This window comes from Neobacillus sp. KR4-4 (genome assembly GCF_042136325.1).
Taxonomy (GTDB): domain Bacteria; phylum Bacillota; class Bacilli; order Bacillales; family Cytobacillaceae; genus Neobacillus.
This window is the reverse complement of the sequence record NZ_JBHHJU010000025.1, coordinates 45,509-60,602: the sequence shown is the minus strand read 5'-3', so window position 1 is coordinate 60,602 and position 15,094 is coordinate 45,509. Positions and strand designations below refer to the sequence as shown.

General features: G+C 39.3%; 17 protein-coding genes. 6 read left to right on the top strand and 11 right to left on the bottom strand.

Annotated features, from left to right (window positions below; genetic code table 11):
* Positions 1 to 10: 10 nt before the first annotated feature.
* Positions 11 to 595, bottom strand: a complete 585-nt coding sequence (gene thpR / locus ACE198_RS21255; protein ID WP_375376942.1) for an RNA 2',3'-cyclic phosphodiesterase — start codon at positions 593 to 595, stop codon at positions 11 to 13.
* 167 nt (positions 596 to 762) lie between these two features.
* Between thpR and cysK the strand changes: the two genes are divergently transcribed.
* Together cysK and ACE198_RS21245 are read left to right on the top strand one after the other, a co-directional pair.
* Positions 763 to 1,692 (top strand): cysteine synthase A, encoded by a 930-nt coding sequence (gene cysK, locus ACE198_RS21250; RefSeq protein WP_375376941.1) that lies wholly within the window; start codon positions 763 to 765, stop codon positions 1,690 to 1,692.
* Between the two features lie 9 nt (positions 1,693 to 1,701).
* Complete coding sequence (locus ACE198_RS21245; protein ID WP_375376940.1) at positions 1,702 to 1,926, top strand: hypothetical protein; 225 nt, start codon at positions 1,702 to 1,704, stop codon at positions 1,924 to 1,926.
* Between the two features lie 79 nt (positions 1,927 to 2,005).
* Here ACE198_RS21245 and dat read toward each other — a convergent pair whose 3' ends face one another.
* Positions 2,006 to 2,878, bottom strand: coding sequence for a D-amino-acid transaminase (dat, locus tag ACE198_RS21240; protein WP_375376939.1), 873 nt, complete (start codon positions 2,876 to 2,878; stop codon positions 2,006 to 2,008).
* Between the two features lie 538 nt (positions 2,879 to 3,416).
* On the opposite strand from dat, the gene ACE198_RS21235 reads away from it, so the two are divergent.
* Positions 3,417 to 3,638: a DeoR family transcriptional regulator gene (locus ACE198_RS21235; RefSeq protein ID WP_081825309.1), complete on the top strand. Its 222-nt coding sequence runs from the start codon at positions 3,417 to 3,419 to the stop codon at positions 3,636 to 3,638.
* Positions 3,639 to 3,712: 74 nt separating this feature from the next.
* On the opposite strand, the gene ACE198_RS21230 is transcribed toward ACE198_RS21235, so the two are convergent.
* A complete protein-coding gene (locus ACE198_RS21230; RefSeq protein ID WP_375376938.1) occupies positions 3,713 to 3,835 on the bottom strand; it encodes a hypothetical protein in 123 nt (40 codons plus the stop codon).
* A gap of 271 nt (positions 3,836 to 4,106) precedes the next feature.
* Here ACE198_RS21230 and ACE198_RS21225 point away from each other — a divergent pair, with 271 nt between their 5' ends.
* Complete coding sequence (locus ACE198_RS21225) at positions 4,107 to 5,462, top strand: amino acid permease (protein ID WP_375376937.1); 1,356 nt, start codon at positions 4,107 to 4,109, stop codon at positions 5,460 to 5,462.
* A gap of 52 nt (positions 5,463 to 5,514) precedes the next feature.
* Here ACE198_RS21225 and ACE198_RS21220 read toward each other — a convergent pair whose 3' ends face one another.
* The 3 genes from ACE198_RS21220 to speD form a co-directional block, all read right to left on the bottom strand.
* Positions 5,515 to 5,865 carry an ArsR/SmtB family transcription factor gene (locus tag ACE198_RS21220; protein ID WP_375376936.1) on the bottom strand — a complete coding sequence of 117 codons (351 nt, stop codon included), beginning with the start codon at positions 5,863 to 5,865 and terminating at the stop codon, positions 5,515 to 5,517.
* Positions 5,866 to 6,291 (bottom strand): SRPBCC family protein, encoded by a 426-nt coding sequence (locus ACE198_RS21215; RefSeq protein ID WP_098574566.1) that lies wholly within the window; start codon positions 6,289 to 6,291, stop codon positions 5,866 to 5,868.
* A gap of 270 nt (positions 6,292 to 6,561) precedes the next feature.
* A complete protein-coding gene (speD, locus tag ACE198_RS21210; RefSeq protein ID WP_098574567.1) occupies positions 6,562 to 7,371 on the bottom strand; it encodes an adenosylmethionine decarboxylase in 810 nt (269 codons plus the stop codon).
* Positions 7,372 to 7,544: 173 nt separating this feature from the next.
* Here speD and ACE198_RS21205 point away from each other — a divergent pair, with 173 nt between their 5' ends.
* A complete protein-coding gene (locus ACE198_RS21205) occupies positions 7,545 to 7,979 on the top strand; it encodes a Dps family protein (RefSeq protein ID WP_251460151.1) in 435 nt (144 codons plus the stop codon).
* A 68-nt stretch (positions 7,980 to 8,047) separates the two neighbouring features.
* Here ACE198_RS21205 and ACE198_RS21200 read toward each other — a convergent pair whose 3' ends face one another.
* Positions 8,048 to 8,767: a 16S rRNA pseudouridine(516) synthase gene (locus tag ACE198_RS21200; RefSeq protein WP_375376935.1), complete on the bottom strand. Its 720-nt coding sequence runs from the start codon at positions 8,765 to 8,767 to the stop codon at positions 8,048 to 8,050.
* Entirely contained in the window at positions 8,757 to 10,388 is a 1,632-nt protein-coding gene (locus tag ACE198_RS21195) for a putative polysaccharide biosynthesis protein (RefSeq protein WP_375376934.1), read from the bottom strand. Before ACE198_RS21195 ends, ACE198_RS21200 begins: the two co-directional genes overlap by 11 nt.
* Positions 10,389 to 10,594: 206 nt before the next feature.
* Between ACE198_RS21195 and ACE198_RS21190 the strand changes: the two genes are divergently transcribed.
* A complete protein-coding gene (locus ACE198_RS21190) occupies positions 10,595 to 11,869 on the top strand; it encodes a BaiN/RdsA family NAD(P)/FAD-dependent oxidoreductase (RefSeq protein ID WP_375376933.1) in 1,275 nt (424 codons plus the stop codon).
* 7 nt (positions 11,870 to 11,876) lie between these two features.
* On the opposite strand, the gene ACE198_RS21185 is transcribed toward ACE198_RS21190, so the two are convergent.
* The 3 genes from ACE198_RS21185 to leuS all read right to left on the bottom strand — a co-directional run bounded on the left by ACE198_RS21185 (position 11,877) and on the right by leuS (position 15,051).
* Positions 11,877 to 12,062, bottom strand: a complete 186-nt coding sequence (locus tag ACE198_RS21185; protein ID WP_026563254.1) for a sporulation protein Cse60 — start codon at positions 12,060 to 12,062, stop codon at positions 11,877 to 11,879.
* Positions 12,063 to 12,265: 203 nt separating this feature from the next.
* On the bottom strand, positions 12,266 to 12,580 hold the full coding sequence (locus ACE198_RS21180; RefSeq protein WP_375376932.1) for a rhodanese-like domain-containing protein: 315 nt from the start codon (positions 12,578 to 12,580) through the stop codon (positions 12,266 to 12,268).
* 53 nt (positions 12,581 to 12,633) lie between these two features.
* Positions 12,634 to 15,051: a leucine--tRNA ligase gene (gene leuS, locus ACE198_RS21175; protein WP_375376931.1), complete on the bottom strand. Its 2,418-nt coding sequence runs from the start codon at positions 15,049 to 15,051 to the stop codon at positions 12,634 to 12,636.
* Between the last annotated feature and the right edge of the window lie 43 nt (positions 15,052 to 15,094).

The following is a 15,094-nucleotide window of genomic DNA, read 5'->3' as shown; positions in this document are numbered from 1 at the left end:
CAACCTTTATTTATTTAAATGTTTTTGTGCTGGTTAAAGGATATGTTTTAATTGCTTCATACTTTGGTGTTTTGTTCAGGTGTGTTTGATAAAGCACCACATCAACAGCATCAAATGAAAGGGGCGTAGGCTGGAGCTCTTCCCACAGTTTAAGCATTTCGTTTTGGAAAGGATGTTCACCTATCCATTTTCTCGCAAGAGTAATATGGGGACGGAATGGTCTTGTTTCCAGTTGGAACCCTGCCAGCTCACAAGCGGCAAATACTTTTTTTCTAATAACTTGTAAATGTGTGCTTTCCTCTATACCGGCCCAAAAAATACGGGGAGAAGTCACACTACCGAAAATACCAAGCTTGTTGATGTTCAATGTTAGAGTTTTCTCATCGCTTAGGGCAATTTTAACGTTTTTAACTGCTTCTGTTAATATATCTGACGGTGCACCACCAAGAAACGCTAGGGTTATATGTAAATCCTGATCATGGACCCAGCGACTAAACGGGATCATGTCTCTGATTTTTTCCAAATGGTCTTTCATCACTAGTTTCGCATGCTCTGGTATTCTTACGGCAAAGAAATAATGGGGGCGTTTTTCCATCGTTATGTTCCCTTCTATAAATAATTCTAGTCTATTTTGTCCTAAATGTATCTATTAGCAAACAGACAATTAGCCGATTTTTTTACAAAGTATTAATTTTTATTTATTATTAGTTATGAATCAAGTAATAGTTATTTACTTCAAAGGATGGAAAGGACGCGGGCCTCTTGAAAGTAGTCAATAATATAGCTGAACTAATCGGAGATACACCACTTGTTAAACTAAATCAATTAGCACCTAGGGGTGGGGCATCGGTTTATCTAAAGTTGGAATACTTTAACCCTAGTAAAAGTGTAAAAGACCGTGCTGCATTTAATATGATTGTTGAAGCGGAAAAGGCTGGGAAATTAACCACAGGTTCCACGATTATCGAACCAACAAGTGGAAATACAGGGATTGGCCTTGCCATGAATGCTGCTGCACGAGGATATAAATCGATTATCATCATGCCAGATACGATGACGCAAGAAAGAATCAGTATTTTAAGGGCATACGGTGCGGAAGTTGTCCTTACACCTGGAGATGAAAAAATGCCAGGGGCCATCAAAAAAGCCATTGAATTAGCTAACGAGATTCCCAATAGTTTTATTCCAATGCAATTTGAAAATCATGCGAACTCAGATGCACATCGTCATACTACCGCTGTAGAAATCATTGAAGCAATGAACGAACTTGGCAAACCGCTTGCTGCCTTTGTTGCCACCGCTGGAACAGGTGGGACCATAACTGGTACAGGCGAAACCTTGAAAGCACATTTTGAAAACATATCTGTCCACGTGGTGGAACCAAAAGGCTCGCCTGTTTTGTCAGGCGGAAAACCTGGTAAGCACAAACTTGTTGGAACAAGTCCAGGATTTATTCCAGACATTCTTAATCAGGATGTCTATGATGAAATCCATCAAATTAATGATGAAGATGCCTATGATATCGCACGCAGGTTGGCTGTAGAAGAAGGAATTCTTGTCGGGCCATCCTCAGGCGGGGCTTGCTTTGCAGCGATAGAAGTTGCCAAACGATTAACCCCTAATGATGTCGTTGTATGTATTGCTTGTGATACAGGCGAAAGATACTTATCGAGCGATTTGTTCCAGTATTAAAAATAGGCTGTGTTAAAGATTAATGTTGTTTTTAACACTCTGTTGATTGGAGTGGATGGCACGAAGACTCCTGCGGGAGTACGGGGCAGGGGAGACCCCGCAGGCGCTAAAAGCGGCGAGGAGGCTCCCCGGCACGCCCGCGGAAAGCGAAGTGCCAGGAACGGAAATCAACAGACAAGTTTAACACAGCCTAAAAATAAAAAGTGGACGTTCCTTGATGTGGGAAAAAAGTAGTTCATTTTTTCCCCTAAAGGTACCAAGCATATGGATTAAAGATTAAGACGTGGACACTTCTGTGTACACGTCTTAATTGCTAATGAAGAATTTTGTCAATAAGTGCTCCGCATTGTTTTTCAATTTCTAACTCAAAACGTTCCTGCAGTAATTTTGTGACAGGACCAGGCAAACCATCCCTTACACGCTTCCCATCCACTTCAATAATTGGCATTACCTCTGCGGTCGTACTAGAAAGGAATACTTCCTCAGCATCTATAAGTTCATCAAGTGTAAATGTTCGTTCCTCAACAACAATGTTATTTTTTTCGCAGACATGCAAAATAACATCTTTTGTAATTCCTTTTAAAATTAAGTTATCCGACTGATGTGTGATTACCTTGCCATTTTTAACCATATAGATATTTGATGAACTTCCTTCCGTCACATTCCCTCTGCGATGTTGAATTGCCTCAAAGCAGTCCGCTTCGGCAGCTTTTTGTTTCGCTAATAAATTTCCAAGCAAATTTAAACTTTTTATATCACAGCGCAGCCAGCGTATATCATCTGTAACGATTGTTCTTACGCCCATCTTCAAACTCTCTAAAGGCCTAGACACTTCCTTCGTATATGCTACTAGACTTGGCCTCACATTTTCTGTTGGGAAAGCATGATTACGAGGGGCAACTCCTCTTGAAATTTGCATATAAATCGTTCCTAACTGAAGGTTATTTTTCTCAATCAGTTCTTCCAGCAAATTTGTTAATTGATCCATTGTGTATGGGAGTTTGATGCCGATACTATCTAAACTTTTCAATAATCGATTTAGATGTTCGGTTACTGTGAACATTTTTCCGTTGTAGACACGGATCACCTCGTACACTCCATCCCCAAATTGATAGCCTCGGTCTTCTACATCCACCTTTGCCTCGCTTCGCTCAATTATTTTTCCATCCATGATTGCATATTTCATTCTCCCAATTCCCCTTTATTTTTTATTTGCTGTGTTAAACTTGTCTGTTGATTTCCGCTCCAATCAACAGAGTGTAAATCACCATTATGCATTAACACAATAACACAGCATTTTATTTAAATCTTCATAAATGTAACCATATCATTTTTTCAAATCTGTTATCAATTTAACTTCGACTTTTTATTATGCAAAATTAAAAATAATAATTTAACTAAAAATTCAAATAATTTGTCATAATCCATACATTATAACCCATAACCTATAGTAAGAGTACTACAAGGGAGGGAGAATATCCGAACAATTTTTGTTAATTTTTGAAGATTATTTTGTAAAATAAAGTATATTGGTGGAAATTTTCAGTTTTTGTGGTTACAATAAGGATAGATGGACACCATCTAAGTATCCACAGTAAACATCCATAAAAAGGAGTTGTCTGCGCGGAAAAGAAAACTACATATTTCTTGAAGAGGAATCTTCAAACAGGCTGTCGGTAGAGGGATTAAGCCATAGGTTTGAAAAAAGGATAGGGAGTGGTTTTTTGAAACCTTCGACTAACCGGATGTTAAACCGCATCAAATGTATCTACATGTTTATTCGCAATAATGGAACAGTCACAACGCAGGAACTTGTAGAGGAATTTGGTATCACTCCTCGCACCATACAACGAGATTTAAATGTCTTAGCCTATAATGACTTGGTAATAAGCCCAAGCCGCGGAAAATGGACGACTACACAAAAAAGAGTTAAAATGTCTTCTTAAAACGAAAAGTAACGTAAATGGATAGCATAAAAAAGCACACGAGATACTCTCGGTGCTTTTTGTTTGTCAAAAAATTAAGTCCGGCCATGGACTTGATTAGTGATTTGGTTATATTCTTGTTCACTTATGATGCCGAGCTTTCTAAAAACATATGAATACATGAAAATTCTCCGCTGCAATCGAGGGGTAATAAACATATGCATCATCCTCCTAATTTACTTTATTTATATTCTCCTCTTCAAACAAAGTTTCCTTCAACCAAAAAAAATTCTTCTGGTTAATATTTTAAACTGTTATCAAAATTCCCAATGAAATAATGCGACCGTCCAGGTCAAAATAGGGATATGGCTTAACTGCTCAGTCTCTCGACTCCATTTGACAGATTTAAATAGTATGGTAGTATATTATTATAGAAAAATACTTTAGTACTTAAAAGCGTTTAAGCAAAAAAGTTTAATAGGAGAAGATATGAAAAAAAATCATCAGAACTTACAAAAAGGATTATTATCAAGGCATGTCCAGTTTATTGCTTTGGCTGGTATGATTGGGACGGGGATATTTAAAGGCAGTTCCGATACATTAGCCATTGCTGGACCTAGTGTAGTCGTGGCCTATTTACTTGGCGGTCTATTACTATTTATCATAATGGCTGCCCTTGGGGAAATGGCCCTTGCTTTTCCAAATTTAAATGTACAGCATTTAGTAAACAAAGCATTTGGTTTCCAAGTCTCTTATATCGTCGGATGGCTGTACTGGATCAATTGGACTCTTGTTACGATTGTTGAATTACTAGCCGCGGGAAGTTTTCTACAATTTTGGTTTCCTACGATACCTTTATGGCTGTTAAGTTTCCTTTGTGCAGTTGTAATCGTTGGAATCAATTTAACTCAAGTAAAAAATTATGGGGAGCTTGAATTTTGGTTTGCAGGAATTAAAATCATTGCACTTGTGGCCTTTATTATCTTAGGCTTTTCACTCCTTTTTGGTATTATTCCCAGCTCGATTCAGGACCCACTCTCTAACTATACAGCTCATGGCGGATTTTTCCCGCACGGAATGGGTGGAATGTTCAGCGCATTTTTAGTGGTCATGTTTTCTTATGGCGGTGCGGAATTAATCGGGGTAGCTATAACCGAAACAAAGGATGCCGAGCGAGTATTGCCAAAAATTATTAAAGGTGCCGTATGGCGTGTCATGATTTTTTATATTTTACCCATTCTAATCATTTGTGGACTTATGCCTTGGGACAAAGTTACTGGTACAGACAGCCCCTTCGTTCAGGTCTTTAGCGCAACCGGGTTACCGGGAGCAGCACACATTATGAACTTTGTGCTTTTGACAGCTGTCCTATCGGCTGCAAATTCAGGAATCTATGCGACATCAAGAACGCTATTTTCGATGGCACAAAGTGGTGTTGCGCCTAAGGTTTTGGCAAAACTCTCTGCAAAGGGAATCCCATTAACAGGAATTTTCCTTACGAGTGTCTGTATACTAGCAGGAGTTTTTCTAGCTTATTTAACACCTAGTCAGGTTATCGGCTATCTTATGACCATTCCAGGATTTACAGTCATGTTACTCTGGAGTAGTATTTGTGCAGCGCAGTTAAAATTAAGACCACTTTACAAAAATCAACCAGCGTTCCAAATAAAATGGTTTCCATATACGACCATATTCGCACTTGTATCTTTAAGTATTATCTTTATTGGATTTGTGTTTAATCCAAATAATATTATTGGTTCATCGGTAAGCCTAACAATAATAGGCTTGCTAATCATCCTCTCATTTCTTGTTAGAAAAAATGGGTTGAATGAAATTACTGTTTAATATGAACTTAAAAGGCCACCAAATATTGGTTGGCCTTTTTGCTTTTTCAATCTCAATCCTTTGGATCCGTTGGGGTATCTTGATCATCTGACTCTACAAATAGCCTAAGTGCGGATAATTTATTTTCCCAAAATAGCTCAAAATATTGGAGCCAATCTTTTAATTCATATAACGGTTCTGGCTCCAGCTTGTACCTTGTTTCCCTGCCAGCTTTTCGTTCCTTAACCAGCCCAGCCTCCGCTAAAACACGAAGATGCTTAGACACGGCGGTACGGCTTATCGGGAAGTGTTCACTTATTACCGTTACATGCATCTCTTCTTTGCTAAGCAGTTTTAACAGCTTTCTTCTTGTTGGATCAGCGATTGCTTGAAAGACATCATGCTTTGCCGAGGAAGCCGCCATTTATGCCTCAACATATCCCTGCAATTTTTTCACAATACCTGCCCAGCCCTGATTCATATGATCACGGATTGGAGTATGCGGTTGACCAAATTCAGTGACTTTATTCGCGTCCCAACCTCCATGGATTAATGTTAACTCCGTTTTATCATCCAGTTCTTTTAATTCAAATGTTAGTGTCCAATCTTTCCCCCAATTAAAGGATAGACGGTTTGGAGGATCAACATGGGTGACCTTACATGGCGACATGCCAAATTGCGCTGCATTTAAATGAAACTCATGTCCCTCAACTGCCTGTAGATCATTTGGCATAAACCAGGCACTTAGACCCTCTGCAGTCGCTACTGCATCCCATACTTTTGCAATCGGAGCATTATAAACAACCGTATACTTTATATCCTCTAATGTTGCCTGTGACTCGTTACTCATATTAATTGCCTCCTCGAATTTTGCTGCGATATTTTTCAATACGAAACCATTTGGTTTCATATAAAAACTATATAACACCATTTGGTTTCACGTCAAGCGATTTTTTTAAGGCTGCTAACCTCTCCGTGACCTTCGTCTTTATTCTGACATGATTTAAGTCACGTAGACTCCTTCTACGTGACCTTCGTCTTAATCAATTATTTTTTGAGCCACCTAAGAACTGACCACACCTCTGTTCCAGTGACCTTAATATTACTGCTCCTTTTCCTGTTATTGAACAATATTTTTCCCATAAAATATTTCATCCATCTCTATCTTTAACCGCTCAGTGATTTCAATATGTTCTTCAGGTGTTAAAGTGTCTTTGCTATATCCAAATAAATAATTATTTAAATCGAATTCACGCAGTTTGCATTTCGTGTGAAAAATATGCTCCTGATAGACATTGACGTCAATCATATCGAATAGTTCACCAACATCTTCCGGGATATAATTCTGAATCGAATTGATTTCATGATCAATAAAGAGCTTGTGTCCCGATTTATCCCTTGTAAACCCGCGCACACGGTAATCAATTGTCATGACATCCGTTTCAAACGATCTAATTAAGTAATGAAGAGCCTTAAGCGGCGAAATCTCCCCGCAAGTGGAAACATCAATATCCGCTCTAAATGTACTGATTCCTTCATCGGGGTGAAATTCAGGATATGTATGAACCGTGATATGGCTCTTGTCTAACTGCATAACCACCGATTCTGGCAGTGGTCCCGGTGATTCTTCAAATGATTCATCTGGTGCATTCGCAACCGGCCCCTCAGAAACCAACAGGGTCACACTCGCCCCAGCCGGTTCAAAGTCCTGACTCGCAACATTTAATACATGGGCACCAATGATATCTGAAACATGCTTTAATATATTTTGCAGCCTTTCCGCACTGTATTGTTCATCAATATACTTTAAATAAGCTTCACGCTCTTCCCTCGTTCTCGTAAAACAAATGTCATACATATTAAAGCTTAACGATTTCGTTAAGTTATTAAAGCCGTGTAACTCAATTGCCTGCTCGTGTGTAAGTTTCATGACAGTTCCCCCTTAATATTAAGGTATCCTTTTCAAGTAAATATTATTAAGATACCCAGAGAACCGTATAGTTAATTATTTTTCTCATTATTTATAATTATTATAATTTAATATTTACTTTTAACTAATATGTGTTATAATTAATTCAGATAAGAAATTAGGAGGAATGTTAAATGACAGTCGAACAAATGCTCAACCTACAAATCGCTAACTGGAATGTCCTATATACTAAATTACATCGTTTTCACTGGTATGTGAAAGGTCCTCACTTCTTTACCTTGCACGGAAAATTTGAAGAATTATATGAAGAAGCAGCCGCTTCCATTGATGAATTTGCAGAACAATTATTAACGATTGGAGGCCGTCCTGTTTCTACCCTAAAAGAGTATCTTCAACTTGCAACGATTGAAGAAACGAACGAAACACTAACAGCTGAGGAAATGGTACAAGCAATCATCCATGACTTTTCTTTACTCATTGATGAGTTAAAAGTTGGGATGGAAGTCGCCGAGCAAAATGATGACGAAGTCACTAGCGACATGTTTTTAGGCTTAATTGGAAAACTTAAGAAACATAACTGGATGTTACAATCTTTTTTACAGGCTTAATACTGTAAGGACAAGCTATAAAAAGAGAAAAAGCAGCTTCAAATGAGGCTGCTTTTTCATATATAAGTCTATTTCACTTGATAATTTCGGAGTAACTCCACTTCTTCATCTGTTAGTTCTCGATATTCACCTAATTCAAGTGTCTCATCGAGTGGTAATGGACCCATCGAAATCCGTTGGAGATAGACTACTCTTTTCCCAACAGCTTCAAACATTCTTTTCACCTGATGAAATTTCCCTTCAGTAATTGTTAATTCAATGTCGGATCGGATTCCAGACTTTAAGATTTTCAATTCACCTGGCTTGGTTTCATAGCCATCATCCAAGGTAACGCCGTTAGCAAACGCTTCAATATCGTCCTCAGTCACTTCACGATCAATTACCGCAAAATACGTCTTCGGAACATGCTTTTTCGGAGAAAGCAAACGGTGGGCCAATTGGCCATCATTGGTGATTAGCAGCAACCCTTCAGTATCCTTATCCAATCGTCCAACCGGAAAAGGCTCATAAACTTGGTCTTCGAGTTCTAATAAATCGATGACTGTTTCGGTAGAACTATCTTCTGTAGCAGATAAGACTCCTTGTGGCTTATTCATCATCAAATAAATAAATTCTTTGTATTCGATAATTTCTCCGTTTAAGGTTACAGTTTGTGAGGATGGATCCACATGCTGTTTTGCATCTTTTACTACCACATCATCCACTTTAACCGCACTGCTTTTTAACAATTGCTTAACTTCTTTTCTGCTTCCATAGCCTAGGTTTGCAAGCATTTTATCAATTCTCAACGCTTCTCTTCCTCCCAGGTAATTTTAATTTGTTCATGATCCGATCAAGTTTATCCCCAAATAAACGGGTCGCAAGTCCTGATTTTAAGCCAAGATAAAAATAAATTCCAGCTCCCACTGCAGCACAAATAACAATTATTATAACGGATTGAACTTTTAATGCTGGAGAAAGGAATAACAATAATAGTTTGTACATTAATTCTGTGCCCACCCACATGAATCCAGCAAAGATAACAATTAACAAGCTTCTTCTCCATACAAGTCGGAATGGATAACGGGCATATATCTTAATAACAATAAAATTGATGAGAATGGCTGCAACATATCCAAGTGTTGTTGCTAATACTGCCCCTCTTGTTTCCATCATTTTTATTAACGGAATATTTAGAGACAGTTTAATTAATAATCCGACAAGTAAACTTAACACCGTAAATCGTTGTTCGTTGATTCCTTGTAATATGGCTGCAGTAACAGAATATAAGGAAAAAAGAATGGCTACAGGTGCGTATGCCCTTAATACTTCCGTACCAATTACATCATGCTGATAAAACGCTGTATATACAGGTTCTGCCAATAACGAAAGACCGATAGCTGCTGGTAATGTTAAAAATAGCAGGACCTGAAATGTCTGATTTAGCTGTTGGTTTAAGCTTGCTCCTTCCCCCTCAACGAAGGCCCTCGTTATACTTGGTACAAGCGTTAACGAAAATCCTGTTGCCAGAGATACTGGAATAATGACAATTTTATGGGATTCAAAGTTCAAAATAGAGAAAAAGGATTCTGCAAATTTCGCTTTCCCGATTTCTGCCATTGCCTGACTAAAGGTGAATTGATCAATCGCCTGAAATAAAGGGTTGGCAATCCCCACTAACACGAACGGAAACGCATAAATAAGAATTTCCTTATAGATATCCCTAAGAGAGATATCTATTGTGCCCTTATCATGTGAAAGGAGTTCGTCTAAATACGGTTTTCGTTTATACCAATACCAAAATAAAACAAATAAACCGCCAATGGCGCCAATAAAAGCAGCAAATGTCGCCACACTTACCGCTGTTACCATTTTTCCATTAAAAATGTGTAAGACGGCAAAAGCCCCTAGAAGGGTAAAGGCAATCCTGACAATTTGCTCCACGACTTGTGAAAGTGCAGAGGGGCCCATCGATTGATGCCCTTGAAAGAATCCTCGAATGAGGCTCATAAACGGAACAACAATTAACGCAAAGCTTACAGCTCGCATAACCGTGGTGACCGAATCTAAATTTGCCTTTTTATCACCAACACTCATTTCCGCTAATGTCGGTGCCGCAAGATACATCACTAAGAAAGCCATAATCCCTGTTAACATCATAATGACTAAACCCGATTTAAACAGCTTCCTGCCAACTGCATATTCCTCTAGAGCATTATATTTCGAAATAAATTTGGAAACGGCGAGCGGCACACCGGCTGTTGCAACGCTAATAAAAATCGTATACGGTACATAGGAAAATTGATAAAGCGTAGTCCCTTCCCTACCGACAATTTGAAAAAATGGTATAACATAAATTAAGCCGATAACCTTTGAAAGTATCGTTCCTAGCGTTAATATAAATGTTCCTCTTAATAGCTTAGACTGCATAAAATCCCTTCCTACCCGAAGAAATACGTGCGCTCTTTCACAAATATGAAAACTACTTTTTTTGCACACTATAGTAGTTTACAACTTCTTGTCCCCAGACGCTACTAACAACCAAGTGAAATTTATGAAAATATGGGCACATTCGTTTTATTTTGATGATAAATGTTTATAATGGAGTGATGGATTAATAAAAAGTTGGTGTAAATATGGAATATGATGTTATTGTCATCGGCGGCGGCCCATCAGGTTTAATGGCCGCTATTGCGGCTGGTGAAAAAGGCGCAAAGGTCCTTTTAATAGATAAAGGTGACAAACTTGGCAGAAAACTAGCGATATCTGGCGGCGGCCGCTGTAATGTGACCAATCGCCTGCCAATAGAGGAAATTATCAAGCACTTGCCTGGAAACGGGAAATTTTTATATAGTGCTTTTTCTATCTTTAGTAATGAAGATATTATTAAATTCTTTGAGAAATTAGGAATTGCCTTAAAGGAAGAAGATCACGGCCGGATGTTTCCAGTCTCTAATAAAGCACAGTCCGTTGTGGATGCATTACTAAATCAACTAGAAAAACTTCATGTACGTGTCTTTACAAATAGCCCTGTCAGCGAACTCATTTATGAGGATGAGCGTGTTTCGGCTGTGGTACTTAAGGACGGACAAACCATATCTGCTCAATCCGTCGTGATTGCTGTCGGAGGAAAGTCTGTCCCTCATACAGGTTCGACGGGTGATGGCTATGCCTGGGCTGAAAAAGCGGGCCATACCATTACTGAACTTTTTCCCACCGAGGTTCCAGTGACCTCGAATGAACCATTTATAAAAAACAAAGTCCTTCAAGGGTTGTCGTTAAGAGATATCGAATTAAGTGTCTTGAACCCAAAGGGTAAGCCCCTCATCTCTCATCGAATGGATATGATTTTTACCCATTTTGGACTAAGCGGTCCTGCTGTCCTTCGCTGCAGCCAGTTCGTGGTGAAAGCGATGAAGAAATGGAAGTTACAAGAAGTAACCATGAGCCTTAATGTCTTACCAGATAAGAAAGAGGAAGAAGTTTTTCAAGAAATTCTCTCACTTGTAAAAAGTGAGCCTAAGAAAAGCATTAAAAATACACTCAAAGGGCTCGTCCCTGAACGGTACCTCCTGTTTCTATTAGACCAAAATGGAATCGATCCTGCTGAGCAAGCTGGAACGATTTCTAATGAAAAAATACGCAGCTTTTCCAAGAGTTGTAAGCAATTCCTAATTAAAGTTAATGGCACCCTGCCTCTTGAAAAAGCGTTTGTCACGGGCGGCGGTGTGTCAGTTAAAGAAATTGAGCCGCAAACGATGGGCTCGAAACTTATGAATGGTTTATATTTTTGCGGTGAAATCTTAGATATCCATGGGTACACCGGAGGGTATAATATTACTTCTGCACTTGTAACCGGAAGATTAGCTGGAAGTAATGCAGCCATATATGTGAAAAATAAAAAGGTCTGACAAGTTGTCAGGCCTTATAAATAATCATCGCTGAAAAACAATAAATCTGTTCCTCTTCTTCTTCCTCTGCCATTGCTGCCACATTATATTTAATATCAAGCAGACTTGTTTCATCCAGTCCCTTTAAAAAACGATTCATTTCCTTTTCCAGATCCTTCTCATGCTCCCGATCAAACAACTTTACCTGTATCAATGTTCTCTCCCTCTCTTTTTTTACTACTATTCTTACCACTTTTCTGAAATTTTAAAAATTTAATCTTATCTTTATAAAAAGTTAAGATTATTTTGAGTGGAGGCTTTGATACAACTACTGGTGGTACTTAATGAATACCTACATTGTCACCAGCAGACTTGATTTGCCGCCGCACAAAAAAACCGATTCCATTGTGGAATCGGTTATTCTGTGTATTCTGTTTCACCAGTCCAAGCGAGCATGCCGCCTGCCATATTACGAACCTTATAGCCTTGATCCTGCAAATAATGGCAGACATTTCCGCTTCTTGCGCTGGAGCGGCAGATAAAGATATATTCTTTATCCTTGTCAAAGTAGTCGAGTTTATCAGGGATATCTCCCATGCGAATATGCTTTGCTCCTGGGATCATCCCGAAAACGACCTCATGATCTTCCCTTACATCGACTAGCTCAAGTTTTTCCCCTGACTCAAGCTTCTTTTGTAATTCTTCTGGTGTAATTGTTTGAATTTCTTCCATCAAGTCCATCCCCTTTAGGAAAAACAGCCCCGAAAAAGGGGCCATTCTATAGATTAATTTGCGACGATATTTACAAGCTTGCCAGGAACAGTAATGACTTTGCGGATTGTTTTCCCTTCAATTTGTTCCTTAATTTGGGCATCCTCCATTGCGATTCCCTCAAGGGACTCTTTGCTTGCATCCACTGGTACCAAAAGCTTTGCTTTTACTTTACCATTGACTTGGACAACAATTTCAACTTCATCATCTACTAGTTTTGCCTCATCATAGGCTGGCCATGCTTCGTAAGATATTGTTTCACTATGACCTAACTTCTCCCAAAGCTCCTCAGCAATATGCGGGCAAACAGGTGCAAGCATTTTAACAAAACCTTCAATATATTCTTTTGGCAGTACGGTTGCTTTATAGGCCTCATTTATAAATACCATCATCTGTGAGATCGCCGTATTAAATCTTAAGCCTTCGTAATCCTCAGTCACTTTCTTCACCGTTTGATGATAAACTTTTTCCAAATTTGAGGCTTCTTCATTTACTTGGATCTTTGGATTTAATTCCCCGTTTTCTTCAACCAATAAACGCCAGATGCGATCTAAGAAGCGGCGGGAACCATCCAGTCCATTTGTTGACCAAGCAATCGATGCATCAAGCGGTCCCATGAACATTTCATAAAGGCGAAGGGTATCAGCACCATGGCTGCCAACGATATCATCAGGGTTTACGACATTCCCTTTTGATTTACTCATTTTTTCATTTCCTTCACCTAAAATCATGCCTTGGTTAAATAGCTTTTGGAATGGTTCTTTGGTTGGAACAACACCAATATCATACAGGAATTTATGCCAGAAACGCGCATAAAGTAAATGTAAAACAGCATGTTCAGCCCCGCCAATGTAAATATCAACAGGAAGCCAGTGGTTTAATTTTTCCTGAGAAGCAAGTGCTTGATCATTTTTCGGATCAATGTAACGTAAATAATACCAGCAGCTGCCTGCCCATTGCGGCATTGTATTGGTTTCACGACGGCCTTTTTTACCTGTTTCTGGGTCCACCACGTTGACGAAATCAGAAATAATTGCAAGCGGTGATTCACCTGTTCCAGATGGTCGAATTTCTTTCGTTTTTGGTAACATCAATGGAAGCTGATCTTCAGGAACCGCAGTCATTGTGCCATCTTCCCAATGGATAATTGGAATCGGTTCGCCCCAATAACGCTGGCGGCTGAATAGCCAGTCACGCAAACGGAAAGTGACTTTCTTCGTTCCGATTCCCTTTTCTTCTAACCAAGCAATCATCTTTTGAATGCCTTCTGCTTTATCCAAGCCATTTAAGAATTCAGAGTTAATATGTTCACCATCGCCAGTATAGGCTTCTTTGTCAATATCTCCACCAGCGACAACGGCTTTAATCGGCAGGTTAAATTCTTTAGCGAATTCATAGTCACGCTCATCATGAGCTGGAACTGCCATAATTGCTCCTGTACCGTAACTTACTAATACATAATCAGCAATCCAGATTGGCATTTTTTCACCATTTGCAGGATTGATGGCATATGCCCCAGTGAATACGCCTGTTTTCTCTTTTGCAAGATCGGTACGCTCTAAATCGCTCTTTGTTTTCACTTTATCCAAATAAGCATCAACCGCAGCACGTTGTTCAGCTGTTGTAATTTTATCTACAAACGCATGTTCCGGAGCTAGCACAGCATAGGTAGCACCAAATAATGTATCGGGACGTGTTGTGAATACCGTAAAAGTCTCTTCATGACCTTCGATCGAGAATGTTACTTCTGCACCTTCCGAGCGGCCGATCCAGTTACGCTGCATTTCCTTTAAACTTTCCGGCCAATCAAGTTCTTCTAAGTCTTCAAGTAAACGATCACCATAAGCAGTGATTTTTAACATCCATTGCTTCATCGGACGGCGTTCAACGGGGTGTCCGCCACGCTCACTTTTGCCATCAATGACTTCTTCGTTTGCGAGAACTGTTCCAAGCGCCGGACACCAGTTTACCGCAACCTCATCAATATATGCTAAACCTTTTTCGAATAACTTTAAGAAAATCCATTGGGTCCATTTGTAGTATTCAGGGTCGGTAGTATTAACTTCACGATCCCAATCATAAGAGAATCCTAATGATTTAATTTGGCGGCGGAACGTGTTGATATTCTGTTCAGTAAATTCCGCTGGGTCGTTCCCCGTATCTAATGCATACTGCTCTGCCGGTAAGCCGAACGCGTCCCAGCCCATTGGATGAAGCACATTGTATCCCTGCATCCGCTTTAATCGTGAAAGAATGTCGGTTGCTGTATAGCCTTCAGGGTGCCCTACGTGTAGTCCTGCTCCTGATGGATATGGAAACATATCTAAAGCGTAGAATTTTCTTTTGTCATATTCCTCGCTTGTTTTAAATGTTTTTTCTTCTTCCCATTTCTTTTGCCACTTTTGTTCGATGTGATTATGATCGAAACTCATATCTGTTGCCTCCTTAAAATAAAGGCTGTGTTAACCTGTCTGT